The sequence below is a fragment of the Cedecea selenatireducens genome, assembly GCF_042138895.1.
Taxonomy (GTDB): Bacteria; Pseudomonadota; Gammaproteobacteria; order Enterobacterales; family Enterobacteriaceae; genus Cedecea; species Cedecea selenatireducens.
This window is the reverse complement of sequence record NZ_JBHIKW010000001.1, coordinates 45,341-67,418: the sequence shown is the minus strand read 5'-3', so window position 1 is coordinate 67,418 and position 22,078 is coordinate 45,341. Positions and strand designations below refer to the sequence as shown.

At 52.1% G+C, this 22,078-nt stretch carries 19 protein-coding genes, 2 tRNA genes and 1 other RNA gene; 12 read left to right on the top strand and 10 right to left on the bottom strand.

The features are described 5' to 3' along the window. Positions 1 to 3 precede the first annotated feature (3 nt). From ACE38U_RS00300 to ACE38U_RS00270, 7 genes are all read right to left on the bottom strand, one after another. The gene (locus ACE38U_RS00300) at positions 4 to 366 is read right to left on the bottom strand and encodes an arsenic metallochaperone ArsD family protein (protein ID WP_375528936.1); all 363 of its coding nucleotides are present in this window, start codon (positions 364 to 366) and stop codon (positions 4 to 6) included. Positions 367 to 440: 74 nt separating this feature from the next. Next, entirely contained in the window at positions 441 to 986 is a 546-nt protein-coding gene (locus ACE38U_RS00295; protein ID WP_038482462.1) for a sigma-70 family RNA polymerase sigma factor, read from the bottom strand. A 518-nt stretch (positions 987 to 1,504) separates the two neighbouring features. Then, positions 1,505 to 1,589: transfer RNA gene (locus ACE38U_RS00290), tRNA-Tyr, on the bottom strand. Between the two features lie 25 nt (positions 1,590 to 1,614). Next, positions 1,615 to 1,745, bottom strand: a non-coding RNA gene (locus ACE38U_RS00285) — RtT sRNA. A 43-nt stretch (positions 1,746 to 1,788) separates the two neighbouring features. Next, positions 1,789 to 1,873: transfer RNA gene (locus tag ACE38U_RS00280), tRNA-Tyr, on the bottom strand. 157 nt (positions 1,874 to 2,030) lie between these two features. After that, positions 2,031 to 2,873, bottom strand: a complete 843-nt coding sequence (purU, locus tag ACE38U_RS00275) for a formyltetrahydrofolate deformylase (RefSeq protein WP_038482465.1) — start codon at positions 2,871 to 2,873, stop codon at positions 2,031 to 2,033. A 63-nt stretch (positions 2,874 to 2,936) separates the two neighbouring features. Further along, positions 2,937 to 3,392, bottom strand: coding sequence for a YchJ family protein (locus ACE38U_RS00270; protein WP_071843002.1), 456 nt, complete (start codon positions 3,390 to 3,392; stop codon positions 2,937 to 2,939). 115 nt (positions 3,393 to 3,507) lie between these two features. On the opposite strand from ACE38U_RS00270, the gene rssA reads away from it, so the two are divergent. The 4 genes from rssA (at position 3,508) to ACE38U_RS00250 (ending at position 7,987) form a co-directional block, all read left to right on the top strand. Then, entirely contained in the window at positions 3,508 to 4,416 is a 909-nt protein-coding gene (gene rssA, locus ACE38U_RS00265; RefSeq protein ID WP_038482471.1) for a patatin-like phospholipase RssA, read from the top strand. Positions 4,417 to 4,497: 81 nt separating this feature from the next. Beyond that, the gene (gene rssB, locus ACE38U_RS00260; protein ID WP_038482473.1) at positions 4,498 to 5,511 is read left to right on the top strand and encodes a two-component system response regulator RssB; all 1,014 of its coding nucleotides are present in this window, start codon (positions 4,498 to 4,500) and stop codon (positions 5,509 to 5,511) included. A 202-nt stretch (positions 5,512 to 5,713) separates the two neighbouring features. Then, complete coding sequence (gene galU, locus ACE38U_RS00255) at positions 5,714 to 6,622, top strand: UTP--glucose-1-phosphate uridylyltransferase GalU (RefSeq protein ID WP_038482476.1); 909 nt, start codon at positions 5,714 to 5,716, stop codon at positions 6,620 to 6,622. A gap of 24 nt (positions 6,623 to 6,646) precedes the next feature. Then, complete coding sequence (locus tag ACE38U_RS00250) at positions 6,647 to 7,987, top strand: UDP-glucose dehydrogenase family protein (protein WP_038482478.1); 1,341 nt, start codon at positions 6,647 to 6,649, stop codon at positions 7,985 to 7,987. 760 nt (positions 7,988 to 8,747) lie between these two features. On the opposite strand, the gene hns is transcribed toward ACE38U_RS00250, so the two are convergent. Beyond that, entirely contained in the window at positions 8,748 to 9,155 is a 408-nt protein-coding gene (gene hns / locus ACE38U_RS00245) for a histone-like nucleoid-structuring protein H-NS (protein ID WP_008454242.1), read from the bottom strand. Between the two features lie 556 nt (positions 9,156 to 9,711). Here hns and tdk point away from each other — a divergent pair. Further along, positions 9,712 to 10,317, top strand: coding sequence for a thymidine kinase (gene tdk / locus ACE38U_RS00240; RefSeq protein WP_176983055.1), 606 nt, complete (start codon positions 9,712 to 9,714; stop codon positions 10,315 to 10,317). A gap of 121 nt (positions 10,318 to 10,438) precedes the next feature. Here tdk and adhE read toward each other — a convergent pair whose 3' ends face one another. Then, on the bottom strand, positions 10,439 to 13,111 hold the full coding sequence (adhE, locus tag ACE38U_RS00235) for a bifunctional acetaldehyde-CoA/alcohol dehydrogenase (protein WP_176983056.1): 2,673 nt from the start codon (positions 13,109 to 13,111) through the stop codon (positions 10,439 to 10,441). 475 nt (positions 13,112 to 13,586) lie between these two features. Between adhE and ACE38U_RS00230 the strand changes: the two genes are divergently transcribed. The 7 genes from ACE38U_RS00230 (at position 13,587) to ACE38U_RS00200 (ending at position 21,541) form a co-directional block, all read left to right on the top strand. Next, the gene (locus tag ACE38U_RS00230; RefSeq protein ID WP_176983057.1) at positions 13,587 to 14,234 is read left to right on the top strand and encodes a YchE family NAAT transporter; all 648 of its coding nucleotides are present in this window, start codon (positions 13,587 to 13,589) and stop codon (positions 14,232 to 14,234) included. An 801-nt stretch (positions 14,235 to 15,035) separates the two neighbouring features. Next, positions 15,036 to 16,667, top strand: coding sequence for an oligopeptide ABC transporter substrate-binding protein OppA (gene oppA, locus ACE38U_RS00225; RefSeq protein ID WP_375528935.1), 1,632 nt, complete (start codon positions 15,036 to 15,038; stop codon positions 16,665 to 16,667). A 109-nt stretch (positions 16,668 to 16,776) separates the two neighbouring features. After that, positions 16,777 to 17,697 (top strand): oligopeptide ABC transporter permease OppB, encoded by a 921-nt coding sequence (oppB, locus tag ACE38U_RS00220; RefSeq protein ID WP_038482493.1) that lies wholly within the window; start codon positions 16,777 to 16,779, stop codon positions 17,695 to 17,697. Between the two features lie 12 nt (positions 17,698 to 17,709). Next, positions 17,710 to 18,618, top strand: a complete 909-nt coding sequence (gene oppC, locus ACE38U_RS00215; RefSeq protein WP_176983066.1) for an oligopeptide ABC transporter permease OppC — start codon at positions 17,710 to 17,712, stop codon at positions 18,616 to 18,618. A gap of 11 nt (positions 18,619 to 18,629) precedes the next feature. Continuing rightward, on the top strand, positions 18,630 to 19,643 hold the full coding sequence (locus tag ACE38U_RS00210; protein WP_038482496.1) for an ABC transporter ATP-binding protein: 1,014 nt from the start codon (positions 18,630 to 18,632) through the stop codon (positions 19,641 to 19,643). Continuing rightward, entirely contained in the window at positions 19,640 to 20,644 is a 1,005-nt protein-coding gene (gene oppF / locus ACE38U_RS00205) for a murein tripeptide/oligopeptide ABC transporter ATP binding protein OppF (protein ID WP_375528934.1), read from the top strand. Before ACE38U_RS00210 ends, oppF begins: the two co-directional genes overlap by 4 nt. A gap of 51 nt (positions 20,645 to 20,695) precedes the next feature. Then, complete coding sequence (locus tag ACE38U_RS00200) at positions 20,696 to 21,541, top strand: ion transporter (RefSeq protein ID WP_375528933.1); 846 nt, start codon at positions 20,696 to 20,698, stop codon at positions 21,539 to 21,541. A 189-nt stretch (positions 21,542 to 21,730) separates the two neighbouring features. Here ACE38U_RS00200 and ACE38U_RS00195 read toward each other — a convergent pair whose 3' ends face one another. Further along, positions 21,731 to 22,060 (bottom strand): HI1450 family dsDNA-mimic protein, encoded by a 330-nt coding sequence (locus tag ACE38U_RS00195; RefSeq protein WP_008454257.1) that lies wholly within the window; start codon positions 22,058 to 22,060, stop codon positions 21,731 to 21,733. Positions 22,061 to 22,078 lie beyond the last annotated feature (18 nt).

Here is a 22,078-nt window from a genome sequence, read left to right as displayed (position 1 = left end):
AAATTATGGCAGACGGGGAATTGTGCAACAGCCGGGCTCCGCACCGTGCTGCTCCCAGTCCTGAGAAAAAGGAACGTCTGCCCAGCGGGCCAGATCCGCTCGCGCGGGACGCTGGCCTGACATCGCCAGGACGCCATCCACCAGGACAACGGGCAGCGCGTTCGAACCCACGTCATTCAGGATGTTTTTCACGATGGGATTGTTGATAAAACTGGCGGGATTTTTGGCCAGATTATAACGCTGGAGAGCAATTCCGTTTTGCTTCGCCCAGTCGAGGTCGGCGCTCCACTGCAGGTCTGTTTGCTGCACGTTCACGCTGCTGGTCGCGCAGCACCCGGCAGCTTCATAAATTTCAATTCTGGACATGTTGTTTGCCTCAAGAGTAAGCCACAAAGCGTGGTACTGAGGTAAACGAACGAAGAGAGGAAAGGATGCAAAAATTAATGCATTTTTTTATGGCAGCAGACGGGGGAGGTTTCATCCGCTTCAATGCCACACAGCTCGACCAACTTTTCCTTCAGGCTGAGTCTCGCCCGCAGTAGCCTGGATTTAAGCGCGCTAAGCGTCAGGTTCAGTTCATCGGCAATTTCCTGCTGAGGGCGGCGAGAAATATCGCACTGTTCAATCAGCCATGCCGCATCAGCCGGGAGAGCCTGGAGCGTTTCCGGCAGGCATGGTGCTAATAACGACACCGGCTCATCTCCGGTATCTTCGCGAGTGAGCTCTGCGGGAATTTCAACGAACGTTTTTCCCAGACGATGCTCGTCAATCAGCAGATTTCGGGCCGCACGGTAGAGCCAGGAGAGCGGGTAATCCATCTCACAAAATGTTTCTGCGTTTGCCCGTGCTTTTAAAAACAGCTCCTGCAGGAGGTCTGCGGCTTTGTCCGGATCGGCGGTTTTTGCCAGCAGGAAGTGATAAAGCTCTGCCTGATGCTGAAGCCAGAACGGCGTCATGCAGGTGTTGAAGGCTTTTATCGCAGGCATGTTTTTCCCTCTCAATAAAGACGGAAATAGCATAACGCAGTTTGGAACGAGGCTGAAAGCAAACTGGAAGATAGTGCGAATTTGAAGGTCTGGATTTTGTTCTGGAAGATGGTGGCGGGGGAAGGATGATCGCGCGGCGCGCGTTCTCACTGGCGTGAGTCGAACCTTAATCGAAGCTTTTCGTCCTTCCCCGACGGGAATCTGGAAGATTGTGTAAGCTTTTGGCTTTGGATTTGTTCTGAAGATGGTGGCGGGGGAAGGATGATCGCGCGGCGCGCGTTCTCACTGGCGTGAGTCGAACCTTAATCGAAGCTTCTCGTCCTTCCCAACGGGAATCTGGAGGATTGTGTAAGCTTTTGGCTTTGGATTTGTTCTGAAGATGGTGGCGGGGGAAGGATGATCGCGCGGCGCGCGTTCTCACTGGCGTGAGTCGAACCTTAATCGAAGCTTCTCGTCCTTCCCCAACAGGAATCTGGAAGATAGTGCGAATTTGAAGGTCTGGATTTTGTTCTGGAAGATGGTGGCGGGGGAAGGATTCGAACCTTCGAAGTCGATGACGGCAGATTTACAGTCTGCTCCCTTTGGCCGCTCGGGAACCCCGCCAGGGGTAGTGCTTTGAATATTGAAATGGTGGTGGGGGAAGGATTATTCGTCGCTTCACTCCTCACCCTTCGGGCCGCTGCGTTAGCAGCGTTATCTCGCTTTCGCTCGATTCGAACCTTAGTCGAAGGTTCTCACCCTTCCCGATAAGTGAAAACATTGCTTCATCTCATCGGTATTACCACATCGCTGTGGTGAATAATGGTGGTGGGGGAAGGATTCGAACCTTCGAAGTCGATGACGGCAGATTTACAGTCTGCTCCCTTTGGCCGCTCGGGAACCCCACCACGGGGTAATGCTTTTAACTGGCCTGCTTCGCTGCGGAAGCGGGGCGCATCATATCAAATGAAGCGCCGCTGTAAAGCACTCACTTTAAGAAAATGAATCGTTTGCCGATTTTTTACGCGCAGCGCCTTAAAGCTAACCAATTCATTTTCCGTGTGATTACAGAATGATCGTGCGGTTGCCATAGACGAAGACGCGCTGCGCCAGCACTTCGTACAGGGCTCGGCTCAGTACGTTTTTCTCTACGTCACGCCCGGCACGCATCATGTCGTCGGCGGTGTAGGTGTGATCGACGTGAATCACGTCCTGCATGATGATCGGACCTTCGTCCAAATTATCATTAACGTAATGCGCGGTAGCGCCGATAATCTTCACGCCGCGTTCATAGGCCTGGTGATAGGGACGTGCGCCAATAAATGCCGGCAGGAACGAGTGGTGGATATTGATAATCTGGTTCGGGAAACGGGCGACAAATTCAGGCGTTAGTACCCGCATGTATTTTGCCAGCACCACGTAGTCCGGCTTGTGCGCGTCAATCGCGTCGGCCATTTGCATATCATGTTCTTCGCGGGTCATGCCTTCATGGCTGACTAGCTGGAACGGGATATCAAAACGTTCCACTAAGGTACGTAGCGTTTCGTGGTTGCCGATGACGGCGGCAATTTCTACGTCCAGGCCGCCGTAGGTGGCTTTCATCAGCAGATCGCCAAGGCAGTGGGCCTCTTTGGTGACCAGAATGACAATGCGGCGGCGGCCTGCAGGCGTGAGTTCACGAATCGAACCTTCCGGCAGCGCGCTGTCCAGGTCCGCCATCAGCGTGTTGTCGTTGAAAATGCCTTCAAGCTCGGTACGCATAAAGAAGCGGCCGGTACGATGATCGACAAATTCATTGTTCTGAACGATATTGAGTTCGTGTTTGTAGCAAATATTGGTGATTCGCGCGATGAGACCCTTTTGATCGGGGCAGATTGTGCGGAGAACTTTACGTTGTAATGCCTGCATGAAGAGAGAAATCCTGTTGAACGGTGTTTGCGAAACAATAATGCTGTTATGCAGTGAAGGCTATCACCCGCAGCATTTTTTATATTTTTTACCTGAACCGCAAGGGCAGGGGTCATTACGACCGAACTGCGGGCGGAGGCCGTCGATATAATACCATTGGCCGCTTTCCCTGACGAAACGGGAACGTTCAATGATGGCGCTTTGCTTGCCGTTCTCACGAAAACGAGCAACGAAACTGACGTATCCTTCGTGGGCATCTTTGCCTTCGGCCTCTTCGTATATCGTCAGGCCGAGCCATTCCGTCTCGCCAAAACCGTTGGATATTTCTGAATTTAATGACGGACGGCGGCAGCTTTCATGCCAGCTCGATACCAGATAGTCGGCATCTTGTTTCACAAAAGCGGTATAACGAGAGCGCATAAGCTGTGATGGGCGTTGCGGATGCTGGCCGGCGCTTAGGTAAGGCTGACAACATAAGCTATACTCCAAACCGCTGCCACAGGGACAAAGTTGCAACATTACATCTCCAGGAAAAAAATAAACGGCGTCAATAACACTACGGCAGCGCTTATGTTAACTGAGCAGTGGCGTTGGCGTCACGGAGTGATTACCGGGGAAGATTGACCGAGGCGTGATGAGACAGGTAAAGATCGGCCTGGCATTAGGGTCGGGTGCTGCAAAAGGATGGGCGCACATTGGCGTTATCAATGCGTTAAAAAAAGCAGGGATCCAGATTGATGTCGTGGCAGGGTGTTCCGTCGGCGCGCTGGTCGGTGCCGCCTATGCCAGCCAGCGGTTGCCGGTAATGGAACGCTGGGTACGATCGTTTAGCTACTGGGACGTTCTGCGTCTGATGGACCTGTCCTGGAGCCGCGGGGGCCTGCTTCGCGGTGAGCGCGTATTCAACAACGTTCGTAAAATCATCCCGGAAACGGCTATTGAAGGCTGCGGCCTGAGATTTGGCGCCGTGGCGACCAACCTCAGCACCGGGCGAGAGCTGTGGTTTACCGACGGCGATTTACATCAGGCTATTCGCGCCTCTTGCAGCATGCCGGGGCTTTTGTCGCCGGTTGCTCATAATGGTTACTGGCTGGTGGACGGAGCGATAGTTAATCCTGTGCCGATTTCCCTGACTCGTGCCCTGGGCGCGGATATCGTTATTGCGGTAGATTTGCAGCATGACGCGCACCTGATGCAGCAAGATTTGCTGTCGGTGAACATGACGCCATCGGCCGATGAGCCGTTGGCGCAGGCTACTTCCTGGCGCGGCCGCCTGCGCGAGCGTCTGGGGAAAATGACGCATCGCCGGGCTAACGTGACGCCGACCGCGATGGAAATCATGACGACCTCTATTCAGGTGCTGGAAAATCGTCTTAAGCGCAACCGAATGGCTGGCGATCCTCCTGATATCCTTCTGCAACCGTTTTGCCCGCAAATCTCTACGCTTGACTTTCACCGCGCCTCAGAAGCTATTGCGGCGGGCAGTCTGGCGGTTGAGAAAAAAATGGATGAGCTATTACCTCTGGTTCGTACACATGTTTAAGTTTGTACTTAAACGATTTCTGACAGGCGCTCGTTGCGATACCGTGCCACTATTGAATTATTGCCAGGCAGAGGAAAACGCATGAGTTACCCGCTGGAAGGAAAACAAATCCTCATTGTTGAAGACGAGCCCGTTTTCCGCTCCCTGCTGGACAGTTATCTGACTTCCCTTGGGGCGGGAACGCTGCTTGCCTGGGATGGTAAAGACGCGCTCGAAAAGCTGGGGCAGGCGGTGCCGGACCTTCTGATTTGCGATCTGGCGATGCCGAGAATGAACGGCCTTGAGCTGGTAGAGCACCTGCGTAATGAAGGTAACCAGACGCCCATTTTAGTCATTTCCGCGACAGAAAATATGTCCGATATCGCCCAGGCTTTACGGCTTGGCGTGCAGGACGTTTTGCTGAAACCAATTAAAGATCTTAATCGATTAAAAGAGACGGTGTTGTCCTGTATCTATCCGACGATGTTTAATTCGCGGGTCGAAGAGGAGGAGCGCCTGTTTCAGGACTGGGATGCGCTGGCGCGGGATCCTCAGGCGGCCTCAAAGCTGTTGCAGGAACTTCAGCCGCCGGTGCAGCAGGTTATATCCCGTTGTCGAATAAATTATCGTCAATTAATATCGGTCGATCAGCCAGGCCTGGTGCTCGATATTGCACCACTTTCAGATAATGACCTGGCATTTTATTGTCTCGACGTTACCCGCGCCGGAGATAACGGTGTATTAGCCGCGCTGTTGTTACGAGCGTTATTCAACGGGCTGCTACAGGAACAACTTTCCCATCATGGGCAGCGTTTGCCGGAATTGGGTAATTTACTTAAACAGGTCAATCAGCTATTGCGACAGGCAAACCTGAGCGGGCAATTTCCGCTGATTGTTGGTTATTATCACAGCGGTTTAAAAAACCTCATTCTTGTTTCTGCCGGACTTAACGCCACGTTAAATACCGGCGAGCACCAAATTCAGGTCAGCAACGGCGTTCCGCTGGGGACGCTCGGCAACGCGTACCTCAATCAAATCAGCCAGCGGTGCGAGGCGTGGCAGTGCCAGGTCTGGGGCTCTGGTGGGCGTTTACGGCTGATGTTGTCTGCAGAATAAACAACGGAACAACTGATTACATTTAGCTTTTTTCCTGGCTCTCGGGCGGTGGTAATATCGCGACCAACTTAATCGTATTTGTCTTAAATTAGCCGCTGCCGGGGTAAACGTGGGGCGGTTTTTGTTTTTAAGCTGATATACTCAACCGCGTTTTTAAATTGACGACAAGTGTGAAACTTGAACAGTCCTGGAGGTTTTTTCAATGGCTGCCATTAATTCTAAAGTAACTAAAGCTGTTATCCCGGTTGCGGGATTGGGAACGCGCATGTTGCCGGCAACAAAGGCAATTCCAAAAGAGATGCTGCCGCTGGTTGATAAGCCGCTGATTCAGTATGTCGTTAATGAGTGTATCGCCGCCGGTATTACTGAAATCGTCCTGGTGACCCACTCTTCGAAGAACTCCATCGAAAACCACTTCGATACCAGTTTTGAACTGGAAGCGATGCTTGAGAAGCGCGTTAAGCGTCAGCTTCTGGAAGAAGTTCAGTCTATCTGCCCTCCGCACGTCACCATTATGCAGGTACGTCAGGGTCTGGCGAAAGGCCTGGGCCATGCCGTGATGTGTGCACACCCGGTTGTGGGCGATGAGCCTGTCGCCGTTATCCTGCCGGACGTTATTCTGGACGAATTTGAGTCCGATCTTTCCCAGGACAACCTGGCGGAAATGATTCGCCGCTTCGATGTGACCGGAAACAGCCAAATCATGGTTGAACCTGTTGCCGATGTGACCGCCTACGGCGTGGTTGACTGCCAGGGTGCATCGCTCTCTGCCGGTGACAGCGTGCCGATGGTCGGCATCGTTGAGAAGCCAAAAGCGGACGTTGCGCCGTCAAACCTGGCCGTTGTAGGACGCTATGTGCTGAGCGCGGACATCTGGCCGCTGTTGGCTAAAACCCCTCCAGGCGCAGGTGATGAAATTCAGCTCACCGACTCTATTGCCATGCTGATGGATAAAGAGACCGTTGAGGCTTACCACATGAAGGGCGTGAGCCACGATTGCGGCAACAAGCTAGGCTATATGCAGGCGTTTGTTGAGTACGGTATTCGTCATAAAACGCTGGGTGAAGATTTTAAAACCTGGCTTGAAGCCACCGTTGGCGCGAAGAAATAAGTCAATTCAACGCAGGATGGTAAGATGAAAGTTACCGTATTTGGTATTGGCTACGTTGGCCTGGTCCAGGCCGCCGTGCTCGCGGATGTAGGGCACGATGTCATGTGCATCGACGTAGACGCAAAGAAAGTGGAAAACCTTAAAAAAGGTGAAATCCCTATCTTTGAGCCAGGCCTTGCGCCATTGGTAAAGAAGAATTATGAAGAAGGGCGCCTGCAGTTCAGCACCAACGCTGAAGAAGGCGTTAACCATGGCGAAATGCACTATATTGCCGTGGGGACACCTCCTGATGAAGACGGATCCGCTGACCTGAAATATGTGACTGCCGTTGCGCGCACCATCGCGCAGTATATGGATTCGCATAAAGTCGTTATCGACAAATCAACGGTACCTGTTGGCACGGCGGATAAAGTGCGTGCGGTGATGGAAGAAACCCTCAAATCTCGCGGGCTGGAGATTAACTTTGATGTGGTTTCTAACCCGGAGTTCCTGAAAGAAGGTGCGGCGGTTGCCGACTGTATGCGTCCTGAACGCATCGTCATCGGGACGGATAACGAAGAGGTTGTTGACCTGCTCCGTGAGCTGTATGAGCCGTTTAACCGCAATCACGATCGTATGATTCTGATGGATATCCGCAGCGCAGAGCTGACCAAATATGCGGCCAACTGCATGCTGGCAACCAAAATCAGCTTCATGAACGAAATTGCTAACCTGGCCGAGCGGCTTGGGGCTGACGTTGAAAAAGTGCGCATGGGGATCGGCTCCGACTCCCGTATCGGCTACAGCTTTATCTACCCAGGCTGCGGCTATGGCGGTTCATGCTTCCCTAAAGACGTACAGGCGCTGATTCGCACCGCTGAGCAGATTGGCTACACGCCACGTATTCTGCAGGCTGTGGAAGAGGTTAACTACGCCCAGAAGCAGAAACTGCCAGAGTTTGTGATTCGCCACTTCGGTGAAGATTTGAAAGGTAAGACCTTCGCACTTTGGGGACTTTCCTTCAAGCCGAACACGGACGATATGCGAGAAGCGTCCAGCCGGGTGCTGATCGAAGCGCTTTGGGAACGTGGGGCCGAAGTACAGGCCTACGATCCTGAAGCGATGGACGAAACGCAGCGCATTTATGGCCACCGCGGCGATTTAAGGCTGATGGGGACCAAAGAGGCTGCCCTACAGGGCGCTGACGCGTTAATTGTCTGTACCGAATGGCAGAGCTTCAAGGCGCCGGATTTCGATCTGATGAAGAAGTCGCTGAAGCAGCCGGTTATCTTTGATGGTCGTAACCTTTATGATCCTGAAAGACTCAACAAGCGCGGTTTTGTCTATTACGCCATCGGTCGCGGTGCATCTATTAATATCGTCTAAATAACCCCCCTGGTTATTTAAGGTGACCGGCACGGTAGCGCTTTCAGCAAGCCTGTACGCTGCCGGTCACGTTTCCTCTCTGGTATTCTCCCTGACTCCTTAAATCCGCTCAGCTGCGTTTCTGCGCGGTATTTTAGCCTGCCTCGAGGTATGTTTTTGCTGGAGACGGCCAGCCGCTGTCTTTAATGCAGCCGGGAACGAATATGTGGCGTTCATTATTTGACCATTGGGCGTGTTGGTCGGTAAACGCAGGATGATATGGTGATTAAAATGACCCAGGGGTTGTTTACGTCGATATTGGGATGGCGGCGGCAGTAATAAAACGCCTTAGTGGAGTCGATAAGTAAATGTGTCGTGCGTTACTTAAGGGAGGATAAAACGAACATAAGGCAGGCTCAATAATCACCCTGAGTGAGGGTTGTATACCGGGTTAACCATTATGCCAGGCGTGGATTCAACTCTTTGCGTAATGTCTCATTTTTTGTTGATAACGCTAATGGAGTATATACATCCAGGAAAAGGATTATCTCAAAGTCAGATAAATCCATTGCAGGGTTAACCCGATGATTAGCGAGCGAAATTAACTGTACTTAAGGACAGGTATTGTATCTAAAATATTTAGTCGATTCGTTAATAAAGAAAAATAAGCTGTTTTATGATTGTTTTGCTGAGGCAAGGGTATGGCGGGACAGAAAAGTGAAGATCGTCAGAAATAAAAAATCCCGCCGGAGCGGGATCTTAATAAGCAGCACTGAGAGGATTACAGCAGGAAGTCTTCCAGCTTCTTACCTTGCTCATCCATTGCTTTCTTGATAACTGCTGGCGTACGACCCTGGCCGGTCCAGGTTTTAGTTTCGCCGTTTTCGTCGATGTACTGGTATTTAGCAGGACGCGCTGCGCGTTTTGCTTTACCTGCAGATTTAACAGCAGCAATGCTGTTCAGCAGTTCATTAGGGTCAATACCGTCAGCAATCAGCATTTCACGGTACTGCTGCAGTTTACGAGTGCGCTCTTCAACTTCAGCGGCTGCCGCGTTTTCTTCTTCACGACGTTCGTTAACTACAACTTCTAATTTTTCCAGCATCTCTTCCAGAGTTTCCAGGGTGCATTCTCTTGCCTGGGCACGAAGAGTACGGATGTTGTTCAGAATTTTAAGTGCTTCGCTCATTGTAGTAATCTCAAACTTATTATTGGGGGGGTGACGTTTGAGCTAATAATAGAGCGTTATATTAAGTTCTGCAATAGCCGTGAATGTAAGGAATTCAAAATTTGCTGATATATATGCGGCGGTTTAAATACCGTTAACTTAATTTCTGGCTCCCAGGGCACGCGAAATGGCACTTTAAGACTCAAATTTTAGACAACAACCCTGGCATCAAAAGGGTTTGTTGCAGGCAGAAAAAGAGAGAAATTTTGCATTAATCATCAAATATCGGGCGATGGTATTAATGTTTATGACCACTGCAGGCTGTTTACAATTTATAATAATTGAGCTGCTAAATAATTTCATGAGAGCGCGTTAAACGTGCGGGAAGGCTTCTGCCGTGGCGGTTCCATATCTTCACGTATACAACTATTACCCGCTGTATAAGCAGGATTTATTAATATATCTGATGCCATTAACCCGGATGTTTAGCAAGGTAATCGGCAATCCACCGACGCCGTACAGTGTGGTACAATCCGCCGAAACATAATTTACACTTTTGATTCAGGCTACAGGTGCAATGGCTCAACTCTATTTTTACTACTCAGCAATGAATGCGGGAAAATCGACCGCGCTGCTTCAATCCTCGTGGAATTACCAGGAAAGAGGGATGCGCACGTTGGTGTATACAGCAGAGATAGATAATCGTTTTGGTGTGGGAAAAGTCAGTTCGCGTATTGGGCTGTCGTCTCCTGCAAAGCTTTATAACGCGACAACAGACCTGTATGCCGACATTCGTGCAGAGCAGCAATCTGCGCCCGTGCACTGCGTGCTGGTGGATGAAAGCCAGTTCTTATCTAAAGAACAGGTTTATGCTTTATCTGACGTTGTCGATGAGCTTGATATCCCCGTCTTATGCTACGGCCTGCGTACGGATTTCCGCGGTGAGTTATTCAGCGGCAGCCAGTATCTGCTGGCGCTGTCAGATAAGCTGGTTGAGCTGAAAACGATTTGTTTTTGCGGGCGTAAAGCAAGCATGGTGCTTCGTCTCGATCGGGAAGGGCGTCCTTATAATGAAGGCGAGCAGGTGGTGATCGGCGGCAATGAACGTTACGTCTCGGTTTGCCGTAAACATTATAAAGAAGCGTTAATTAAAGGCTCTCTGCAAGAGATGCAGGGCAGTTAATTTAAAAGAGGGGTAACTCCATTGCCCCTGCATTAAGCGTGCTATAGCGGCTTGTACAAAGCGTCCACGCATAAAAAAACCCGCCAGAATGAGGCGGGTTTTGTGTTTTAAGAGCTAATGATTAAGCGGTTTTCTTCGCTTTTTTGTCAGCTTTTGCTGCAGGTGCGGCTTCTTTAGCCGCTGCACCTTCTACGTACTCACGGCCGTAGTAGGTATCCAGCAGAATCTGTTTCAGCTCAGAAATCAGCGGATAGCGTGGGTTAGCCCCGGTACACTGGTCATCAAACGCATCTTCAGACAGTTTGTCGACGTGTGCCAGGAAGTCTGCTTCCTGTACGCCCGCTTCGCGGATGGACTTAGGAATACCCAGTTCAGCCTTGATAGAATCCAGCCATGCCAGCAGTTTCTCGATCTTAGCCGCGGTACGGTCACCCGCTGCGGTCAGACCCAGATGGTCAGCGATTTCAGCGTAGCGGCGACGCGCCTGTGGGCGGTCGTACTGGCTGAAAGCAGTCTGCTTGGTTGGGTTGTCATTCGCGTTATAGCGGATAACGTTGGAGATAAGCAGGGCGTTTGCCAGACCGTGAGGAATGTGGAACTGAGAACCCAGCTTGTGCGCCATTGAGTGACACACGCCCAGGAAGGCGTTTGCAAACGCGATGCCGGCGATAGTCGCTGCGTTGTGAACGCGCTCGCGGGCAACCGGATTTTTAGAGCCTTCATTATAGGAAGCTGGCAGGTTTTCTTTCAGCAGTTTCAGCGCTTGCAGAGCCTGGCCGTCAGAGAATTCGCTTGCCAGGACGGAAACGTAAGCTTCCAGCGCGTGGGTCACCGCATCCAGACCGCCGAAGGCGCAGAGCGACTTAGGCATATCCATCACCAGGTTGGCATCAACAATCGCCATATCTGGGGTCAGCGCATAGTCAGCCAGCGGGTATTTCTGGCCGGTAGCATCGTCGGTAACAACCGCAAACGGTGTGACTTCAGAACCGGTACCGGACGTGGTGGTCACCGCAATCATCTTCGCTTTTACGCCCATTTTCGGGAACTTGTAGATACGTTTACGGATGTCCATAAAGCGCAGCGCCAGTTCTTCGAAGTGGGTTTCCGGGTGTTCGTACATCACCCACATGATTTTGGCTGCATCCATCGGGGAGCCGCCGCCCAGCGCGATGATAACGTCTGGTTTGAAGGAGTTTGCCAGCTCTGCGCCTTTGCGAACAACGGTCAGCGTTGGGTCAGCTTCAACCTCAAAGAAGACTTCGGTTTCGACACCAGAGGCTTTCAGCACGGAAGTGATCTGGTCCGCATAGCCGTTGTTGAACAGGAAGCGGTCGGTCACGATCAGCGCACGTTTGTGGCCATCAGTAATCACTTCGTCCAGCGCAATTGGCAGGGAGCCACGGCGGAAGTAGATAGATTTCGGAAGTTTATGCCACAACATGTTCTCAGCTCGCTTAGCAACGGTTTTCTTGTTGATCAGGTGCTTAGGACCCACGTTTTCAGAGATGGAGTTACCACCCCATGAACCACAACCCAGCGTCAGGGAAGGGGCCAGCTTGAAGTTATACAGGTCGCCGATACCCCCCTGAGAAGCCGGGGTGTTAATCAGAATACGTGCGGTCTTCATTTTGTCGCCGAAGAACTTAACGCGCTCAGGCTGGTTGTCCTGGTCAGTGTACAGGCAAGAGGTATGGCCGATGCCGCCCATCTCAACCAGTTTTTCCGCTTTGATGACGGCGTCTTCGAAGTTCTTGGCACGGTACATGGCCAGCGTCGGAGACAGTTTTTCGTGAGCGAAAGGTTCAGACTCGTCGACAACGGACACTTCGCCGATGAGGATTTTGGTGTCTGCTGGTACGGTGAACCCGGCCAGTTCAGCAATTTTGGTGGCTGGCTGACCGACGATAGCAGCGTTCAGCGCGCCATTTTTCAGGATGATGTCCTGCACGGCTTTCAGCTCTTTACCCTGCAGCAGGTAGCCGCCGTGGGTAGCGAAACGTTCACGCACTGCGTTATAAGCAGAGTCAACAACGATGACGGACTGCTCGGAAGCACATATAACGCCGTTATCGAAGGTTTTGGACATCAGAATGGAAGCAACAACACGTTTGATGTCTGCGGTTTCGTCAACCACAACCGGGGTGTTACCGGCGCCAACGCCGATAGCAGGTTTACCGGAGCTGTAAGCTGCTTTAACCATGCCTGGGCCACCGGTCGCCAGGATCATATTGATATCCGGGTGGTGCATCAGGGCGTTAGACAGTTCTACGGAAGGCTGGTCGATCCAACCGATCAGATCTTTTGGTGCACCGGCAGCGATAGCAGCCTGCAGCACGATGTCTGCTGCTTTGTTGGTCGCATCTTTAGCGCGTGGGTGTGGCGAGAAGATGATGGCGTTACGGGTCTTCAGGCTGATCAAAGATTTGAAGATAGCGGTAGACGTTGGGTTAGTGGTTGGCACGATACCGCAGATGATGCCGATAGGTTCAGCGATAGTGATGGTACCGAAGGTATGATCTTCAGACAGCACACCACAGGTTTTCTCATCTTTATAAGCGTTATAGATATATTCGGAAGCGAAGTGGTTTTTAATCACTTTATCTTCGACGATACCCATACCGGATTCGGCGACGGCTAATTTAGCCAGGGGGATTCGAGCGTCGGCAGCGGCCAGGGCGGCAGCACGGAAGATCTTATCGACTTGCTCTTGAGTAAAGTTGGCATATTCACGCTGGGCTTTCTTTACGCGCTCGACGAGGGCGTTCAGTTCCGCGACATTAGTTACAGCCATAATGCTCTCCTGATAATGTTAAACTCTTTTAGTAAATAAGCTGCGCGAGTCGACAGTATAGTCAGCAGCCACAGAATGCGTGTTTAAGACGAAACGGCACCGTACTAAATACCTGGATTCATGCGCTGATTTACTAAAAGAGCCTCATCTGAATAAGCCGTGTTAGTGGAAAACCTGCTCTTCAGATGTGTCCAAGAGTACCCACTTCTGAGTAGCTTTTTCGTGATCCAAATCACAACTATTTCATGCTGACACCATTCAGCAGGCGCTATCCAGGTGGTTGATAAATCTTTAAAAAGTTAGTCACAGCAACGTCGAAACAAAGTACCACAAATTCAACATTCGGGTAACAGTTCGTCATTGCGCTAAAATTACTTGCTGCAGACGTCGATTGCGCAGGGAAATAGCGTAGCGGCGGGGGTGTTTTTCCATTACATTACGCCTGATTTTGCTTTGTTCATTTGCGGAGTTTTGCGTGGCTCAATCCATTTTCGACCTGCCAACCTATATTAAGTTCTTTATCGGGATGTTTGCCCTGGTCAACCCGGTAGGGATTATTCCCGTTTTTATTAGTATGACCAGTTACCAGACTGCGGCGGCGAGAAATAAAACCAACCTCACGGCCAATCTGTCCGTGGCAATTATTCTCTGGACTTCACTCTTTTTGGGTGACGGCATTCTGCAAGTCTTTGGTATCTCTATAGACTCATTCCGTATCGCTGGCGGTATTCTGGTGGTCACTATTGCGATGTCGATGATAAGCGGCAAGCTGGGTGAGGATAAGCAGAATAAGCAAGAAAAGTCTGAGAGCGCCATTCGTGAAAGCGTCGGCGTTGTGCCGCTGGCTTTGCCGCTGATGGCGGGGCCGGGGGCCATCAGTTCGACCATCGTTTGGGGGAGCCGCTACCATAACTGGGGGCATCTGCTGGGCTTCTCTCTCGCCATTGCGCTGTTTGCCTTCTGCTGCTGGTTGCTGTTCCGAATTGCGCCGTGGCTCGTTCGTATGCTGGGGCAAACGGGTATCAACGTGATCACCCGTATCATGGGGCTTTTGCTGATGGCGCTCGGTATCGAATTTATTGTCACCGGAATGAAAGCTATCTTCCCTGGATTGTTAAGTTAATTCCGCTGCCACTTTCAAATGAAAAAGCAGAATCTCTCTTCTGCTTTTTTTCTTTCTGTAGAGAAAAACGCCTCCTCGTCTTGCCCTCATTTTCGCAAAAGCAAATGCGAATCTTTCATAAGAAAATGCTTTGGAAAACCGTACATTAGCGGTTGACCTTGTAACATGTTGTACAGAAAAGTGGCGATCGAAATGATATTTCGCTGCCGTTACGCAATCAGGCTTGCTGCGGGTTTATTGAGATGATATTAGTAATTCATGCCTTCCCGCAGAGGAATGTGCTAAAAAATAATCAATTGTTAATTTTTTGTGAGTGATGAAGCGGGTAAGAGACTGACCTCCCTTCCAGTGCGGTGATATCAGGTTAACTCCATGATTATCAAGATCATGATTGAGTTTTCTCTGGGCCCTGTCACGCATCGCTTTCCCCACATTCTCTCCATAAAGGAGAAATGGTTAACAAATTTGCAAATTGTATTGGCGGGTATGTGACGCTTTTGATACTTTCCGGGCAAAACAATTCGCTGAAAAACGTTTATTTTGCAGATGAGTTTGATTACGCCGCGTCATCATTACCAGCGGAATAAAAAGATTAATGGCCGTCGAACACGCAATCGGCGGTAGAACAGAATCGACGTAATGAGGCCGTCATTAGAGAACGGCCCGAAAATAAAGTCGGTGATAGCGAGAAGTAAAAGCAGCATCCCGTACGGACGCTTAACGCTCCTGCGCTGTAAGGGACCCCTAGGGGAAGAGGCTGGCTTTCGGGCCGGTAATTATAATGAGTGGAGTACCAACACAATGACAAATATCACTAAAAAAAGCCTGATTGCAGCAGGCATTTTAACTGCGCTTATTGCCGGCAATGTCGCTATGGCGGCGGACGTCCCGGCCGGTGTGCAATTGGCAGAGAAACAAGATCTGGTTCGTAACAACGGCTCAGAACCACAATCTCTTGATCCGCACAAAATCGAAGGCGTGCCAGAGTCAAACATCAGCCGTGACCTGTTTGAAGGTCTGCTGGTAAGCGACCTGCAGGGCCACCCGTCTCCGGGCGTGGCAGAATCATGGGATAACAAAGACTTTAAAGTCTGGACTTTCCATCTGCGTAAAGACGCCAAATGGTCCAACGGCGACCCTGTGACTGCACAGGACTTCGTATACAGCTGGCAGCGCCTGGCTGACCCGAAAACCGCTTCGCCTTACTCCAGCTATCTGCAGTACGGCCACCTTGCGAATATCGACGATATTATTGCCGGTAAGAAGCCGACCAGCGATCTGGGCGTGAAAGCCATCGATGACCACACTCTGGAAGTCACGCTGAGCGAGCCGGTTCCTTACTTCTATAAGCTGCTGGTTCACCCATCCGTATCTCCAGTGCCGAAAGCCACCGTTGAGAAATTCGGCGACAAGTGGACCCAGCCTGCTAACATCGTGACCAACGGTGCATACAAATTAAAAGATTGGGTGGTGAACGAACGTATCGTTCTGGTGCGTAACACCAACTACTGGAATAACGCGAAAACCGTGATTAACCAGGTCACCTACCTGCCAATCTCTTCTGAAGTAACAGACGTAAACCGCTACCGCAGCGGTGAAATCGACATGACGTACAACAACCTGCCGATTGAGCTGTTCCAGAAACTGAAAAAAGAAATCCCAACTGAAGTTCACGCCGATCCGTACCTGTGCACCTACTACTACGAGATCAACAACCAGAAAGCACCGTTTACCGATCCTCGCGTACGTGCTGCTCTGAAGCTGGGCCTGGATCGTGACATCATCGTGAACAAAGTGAAAAACCAGGGCGATCTGCCTGCTTATGGTTACACCCCACCTTACACCGATGGCGCGAAACTGACCCCGCCAGAGTGGTTCACCTGGTCTCAGGACAAACGTAACGAAGAAGCCAAAAAACTGCTGGCCGAAGCGGGTTACACCAAAGACAAGCCGCTGACCTTCAACCTGCTGTACAACACCTCAGATCTGCACAAGAAGCTGGCTATCGCCGTGGCGTCTATCTGGCAGAAAAACCTGGGTGTGAACGTCAAGCTGGAAAACCAGGAGTGGAAAACCTTCCTGGATACCCGTCATCAGGGTACCTTCGACGTGGCGCGTGCTGGCTGGTGTGCGGACTACAACGAACCGACTTCCTTCCTGAACACCATGCTGTCCGACAGCTCTAACAACACCGCGCACTATAAGAGCCCGGCGTTCGATAAAATCATTGCCGACACCCTGAAAGTGACCGATGAAGCACAGCGTACCGCGCTGTATGAGAAAGCTGAGCAACAGCTTGATAAAGACTCAGCCATCGTGCCGGTTTACTACTACGTTAACGCCCGTCTGGTTAAGCCGTGGGTGGGTGGTTACACCGGTAAAGACCCGATGGATAATGTCTACGTACGTGACTTGTACATTATCAAACATTAATGGCAATTCGTGGGGCAGGGCTCACCGGCTTTTGGCCAGTGGCTAAGTTCTGCCCCATCGTGTCTTATTTACATCGCACTGCAAAGGCACAGGCCAGAAGGTACGGGCAATGTTGAAATTTATTCTACGTCGTTGTCTGGAAGCAATTCCGACACTCTTTATTCTTATAACGATCTCCTTCTTTATGATGCGTCTCGCACCGGGGAGCCCTTTTACCGGCGAACGTACGCTGCCGCCAGAAGTAATGGCGAACATCGAAGCGAAGTATCACCTGAACGATCCGATAACCACCCAATACTTCAGCTATTTAAAACAGCTGGCGCACGGGGATTTTGGCCCGTCATTTAAATACAAAGACTATTCAGTCAATGACCTGGTTGCTTCAAGCTTCCCGGTTTCCGCTAAATTAGGCGCAGCCGCCTTCATCTTTGCCATTGTGCTGGGCGTAACGGCGGGCGTGGTTGCGGCGCTGAATCAAAACACGAAATGGGATTACACGGTAATGGGCTTTGCCATGACGGGGGTGGTCATTCCCAGCTTCGTGGTGGCTCCGTTGCTGGTTCTGGTCTTCGCGATTACCCTCAAATGGCTGCCCGGTGGCGGCTGGAACGGGGGCGCGCCGAAGTACATGATACTGCCGATGATCGCGCTGTCTCTGGCTTACATTGCCAGCATCGCGCGTATTACCCGCGGTTCAATGATTGAAGTCCTGCACTCTAACTTTATCCGCACCGCGCGCGCTAAAGGCCTGCCGATGCGTCGTATTGTGCTGCGTCATGCCCTGAAGCCAGCACTGCTGCCGGTACTGTCGTACCTCGGGCCTGCATTCGTTGGGATCATCACTGGCTCCATGGTTATTGAAACGATTTATGGCTTGCCGGGTATCGGACAGCTGTTTGTTAACGGGGCGCTGAACCGTGACTATTCACTGGTTCTCAGCCTGACCATTCTGGTCGGTGCGCTGACGATTCTGTTCAACGCGGTGGTCGACGTGCTGTATGCCGTCATCGACCCGAAAATCCGTTACTAAGCTGGAGTGGCCATAATGTTGACTAAGAAAAACAGCGAGGCGCTGGAAAACTTCAGTGAAAAACTGGAAGTTGAAGGCCGTAGCCTTTGGCAGGATGCGCGTCGCCGTTTTATCCATAACCGCGCGGCGATCACCAGCCTGTTCGTACTGACGGTGATTGCTTTGTTCGTGGCGTTTGCGCCGCTCCTGTCGCAGTTTAGCTACTTTGATACCGACTGGGGCATGATGTCGGCCGCACCCGATCTGGCGTCCGGGCACTACTTCGGTACTGACTCTTCGGGCCGTGATTTGCTGGTGCGCGTGGCTATCGGGGGGCGTATCTCCCTGATGGTCGGTATTTCTGCTGCGCTGGTTGCGGTAATCGTTGGGACGCTTTACGGCTGCCTGGCCGGTTATCTCGGCGGTAAAATCGACTCCGTAATGATGCGCCTGCTGGAGATCCTGAACTCCTTCCCGTTCATGTTCTTCGTTATTCTGCTGGTGACTTTCTTCGGGCAAAACATCCTGCTTATCTTCGTGGCTATCGGTATGGTGTCCTGGCTGGATATGGCGCGTATCGTGCGCGGCCAGACCCTGAGCCTGAAACGCAAAGAGTTTATCGAAGCGGCTCACGTGGGCGGTGTTTCTACGATTAACATCGTTCTGCGTCACATCGTGCCGAACGTACTGGGCGTGGTGGTGGTTTACGCCTCGCTGCTGGTACCAAGTATGATCCTGTTCGAATCTTTCCTGAGCTTCCTGGGCCTCGGCACGCAGGAGCCTTTGAGCAGCTGGGGCGCATTGCTGAGTGATGGTGCGAACTCCATGGAGGTATCACCGTGGCTGCTGCTGTTCCCGGCAGGCTTCCTGGTGATTACGCTGTTCTGTTTTAACTTTATCGGCGATGGCCTGCGTGATGCCCTCGACCCGAAAGATCGTTAAGGAGTCGCTCCATGAGTACGATTGAAACCTCTCCGGTGGCCGCTCCACTGAGCAAATCTGAGGCATTGCTTGACGTTAAAGATCTGCGCGTGACCTTTGGCACGCCAGACGGTGACGTCACGGCGGTAAACGACCTCAACTTTAGCCTGCGTGCGGGTGAAACCCTCGGTATCGTAGGTGAGTCCGGCTCCGGCAAGTCGCAGACGGCCTTTGCCCTGATGGGCCTGCTGGCGGCCAACGGTCGCATTGGCGGCTCCGCTAAATTCAACGGCAAAGAGATCCTGAACCTGCCGGAATCGCAGCTTAACCGCCTGCGTGCCGAGCAAATTTCGATGATTTTCCAGGATCCAATGACCTCGCTGAACCCATACATGCGCGTGGGCGAGCAGCTGATGGAAGTGCTGATGCTGCACAAGAAACTCGGTAAAGCGGAAGCGTTTGAAGAGTCTGTGCGGATGCTGGATGCGGTAAAAATGCCGGAAGCGCGTAAGCGTATGCGCATGTTCCCGCATGAATTCTCCGGCGGGATGCGTCAGCGCGTGATGATTGCGATGGCGCTGCTGTGCCGGCCAAAACTGCTGATTGCTGACGAACCTACCACGGCGCTGGACGTTACCGTTCAGGCGCAGATCATGACGCTGCTGAACGAGCTGAAGCGCGAGTTCAACACGGCGATCATTATGATCACCCACGACCTGGGCGTGGTGGCCGGTATCTGCGACAAAGTGCTGGTGATGTATGCCGGGCGTACAATGGAATACGGCAACGCGCGTGACGTGTTCTACAAGCCGGTTCACCCTTACTCCATTGGCCTGCTGAACGCGGTGCCGCGCCTGGATGCGGAAGGTGAGGCTCTGCTCACCATCCCGGGTAACCCACCGAACCTGCTGCGTTTGCCGCAGGGATGTCCGTTCCAGCCTCGCTGCCAGTTTGCGATGGAAGCGTGTAATAGTGCTCCGCCACTGGAGCAGTTTGGTGATGGCCGCCTGCGTGCCTGCTTTAGACCGGTGGAGGAATTAGCATGAGCACCGTTGCGGAAGAGAGAAAAGTTCTGTTAGAAATCGCTGACCTGAAGGTGCACTTTGACATCAAAGACGGTAAGCAATGGTTCTGGCAGCCTTCAAAAACGCTGAAAGCCGTTGATGGCGTTACGCTTCGCCTGTACGAAGGGGAGACCCTCGGCGTGGTGGGCGAGTCCGGCTGTGGCAAGTCGACGTTTGCCCGCGCCATCATTGGCCTGGTGAAAGCGACCGAGGGGCGCGTGGCCTGGCTTGGCAAAGATCTTCTGGGCATGAAGCCGGAAGAGTGGCGCGACGTACGGAGCGACATTCAGATGATTTTCCAGGATCCTCTGGCCTCGCTGAACCCGCGCATGAACATCGGCGACATTATTGCCGAGCCGCTGCTGACCTATCATCCGAAAATGCCTAAGCAGGAAGTTCGCGACCGCGTGAAGGCGATGATGATGAAAGTGGGTCTGCTGCCAAACCTGGTTAACCGCTACCCGCATGAGTTTTCCGGCGGCCAGTGTCAGCGTATCGGTATTGCGCGGGCGCTGATCCTGGAGCCTAAACTCATTATCTGTGATGAGCCGGTCTCCGCGCTGGACGTTTCCATCCAGGCACAGGTGGTTAACCTGCTGCAGAAGCTGCAGCGTGAAATGGGGCTGTCGCTTATCTTCATCGCCCACGATCTCGCGGTGGTAAAGCACATCTCCGATCGTGTTCTGGTCATGTACCTGGGCCATGCGGTAGAACTCGGCACCTATGACGAGGTTTATCACAACCCGCTGCATCCTTACACCAAAGCGCTGATGTCAGCGGTACCAATTCCCGATCCGGATCTGGAAAAGAACAAAACCATCCAGCTGCTGGAAGGGGAGCTACCGTCGCCAATTAACCCGCCGTCAGGCTGCGTGTTCCGCACCCGCTGCCCGATTGCAGGCCCGGAATGTGCCAAAACGCGTCCGGTACTGGAAGGTAGTTTCCGCCATGCGGTTTCCTGTCTGAAGGTCGACCCGCTATAATCTCGCCAGGGGCCAGCACCGAGCTGGCCCTTTCTTTATGCGAGGATTGCTGTGTCAGGGAACATCTCTTCACTTCGAGCGCTGCTTTACCACTTTCTGTTTGATCAAAATACCCGTTCCGGGCGCCGGTTTGAGGCGTTTTGCGGCCTGCTGGCGTTGCTCAGCGTTGCCGTTGTATTTACCGAATCAAGCGTAGGGAACGACCCGAGGCTCACGTTCGGCGAATGGCAGCTCTTTATCTGGCTGGAAATCATCTTCACGCTGCTGTTCACCTGCGAATACCTGCTGCGAGTGTTGACCTGGCCTAAACCCGTCCGCTATGTGTTCAGCTTCTGGGGCATTATTGACCTGGCGACCATGCTGCCGCTATATGTGCTGTGGCTGTGGCCCGAATTTGCTATCCATTACTATTTTGCCTGGCGAGCCATGCGAGCCATTCGCGTGCTGCGCATACTGAAGCTTCTGCGCTATATGCCGGCGCTCAAAAGCCTCTGGCGCAGCCTGCTTAACGCCAGCAACCAGCTGATCCTGTTCTACTCGTTTATTGCCATTGTGATGGTCGCGGCGGGCGCGCTGATGTACGGCATAGAAGGGAAGGCTAACGGCTTTACCAGCCTGGGCGTCGCGGTCTACTGGGCGGTAGTCACGGTGACAACCGTCGGCTACGGCGATATTGTGCCGCATACCGCGCTGGGCCGCTTCGTTGCCTCGCTGCTGATTTTGATTGGTTATTCGGTGATAGCTATCCCTACCGGGATTTTAACGGCTCAAATGTCACAGGATATGCAAAGAAGAAGATCGGCGAGGGAGTGTGTGCGATGCCATCAGCAGGATCATGCCGCTAACGCGCACTACTGCAAAACGTGTGGGGAGCATTTACCGCCGAACGAGAAATAATAACGCGGCCAGAAGGCCGCGTGAGGCTGCTGATAAAGTTCATTGCTCTAAAAAAGTCCGAGCCCAGGTCTAACAAAAACAATGAATAATGTTCTCTGGTTTGCCCCAAACAGTCGAAAACCACGTTTTTCGGCTGTTTGTCATCAATCTGACGCGGCCAGAAGGCCGCGTCAGATTATTGCTTCAGTATCACTCACGCCACAGGATGTGGCAAAGCTTGTGGTCTTTCTCGCGGCACAGCAGAACGCGAGCGAAGATATCGTTTAGCTCGCCGCCGTCGGTGTCGGCCAGCCCGATAACCACTTCTGCGAAGAAGTCCGGGTTCAGGTCGAAGTCGACGTGCTCCTGCCAGTCTTCGGCAGGATCAAACAGCTCAGCACCGCCGCGCTCCTCGAACTGCAGATTGAAAAGAATAATGTCGGCAGGGTCGAGGTTATCGCCCGCGAGTTCGAGAAATATGTCGTACGCCTGCTCTAAAGTCTCGTCTTCGGTCAGGCGGTTATTCAGATCCATTTCCATCTCTACATCCACTTATCG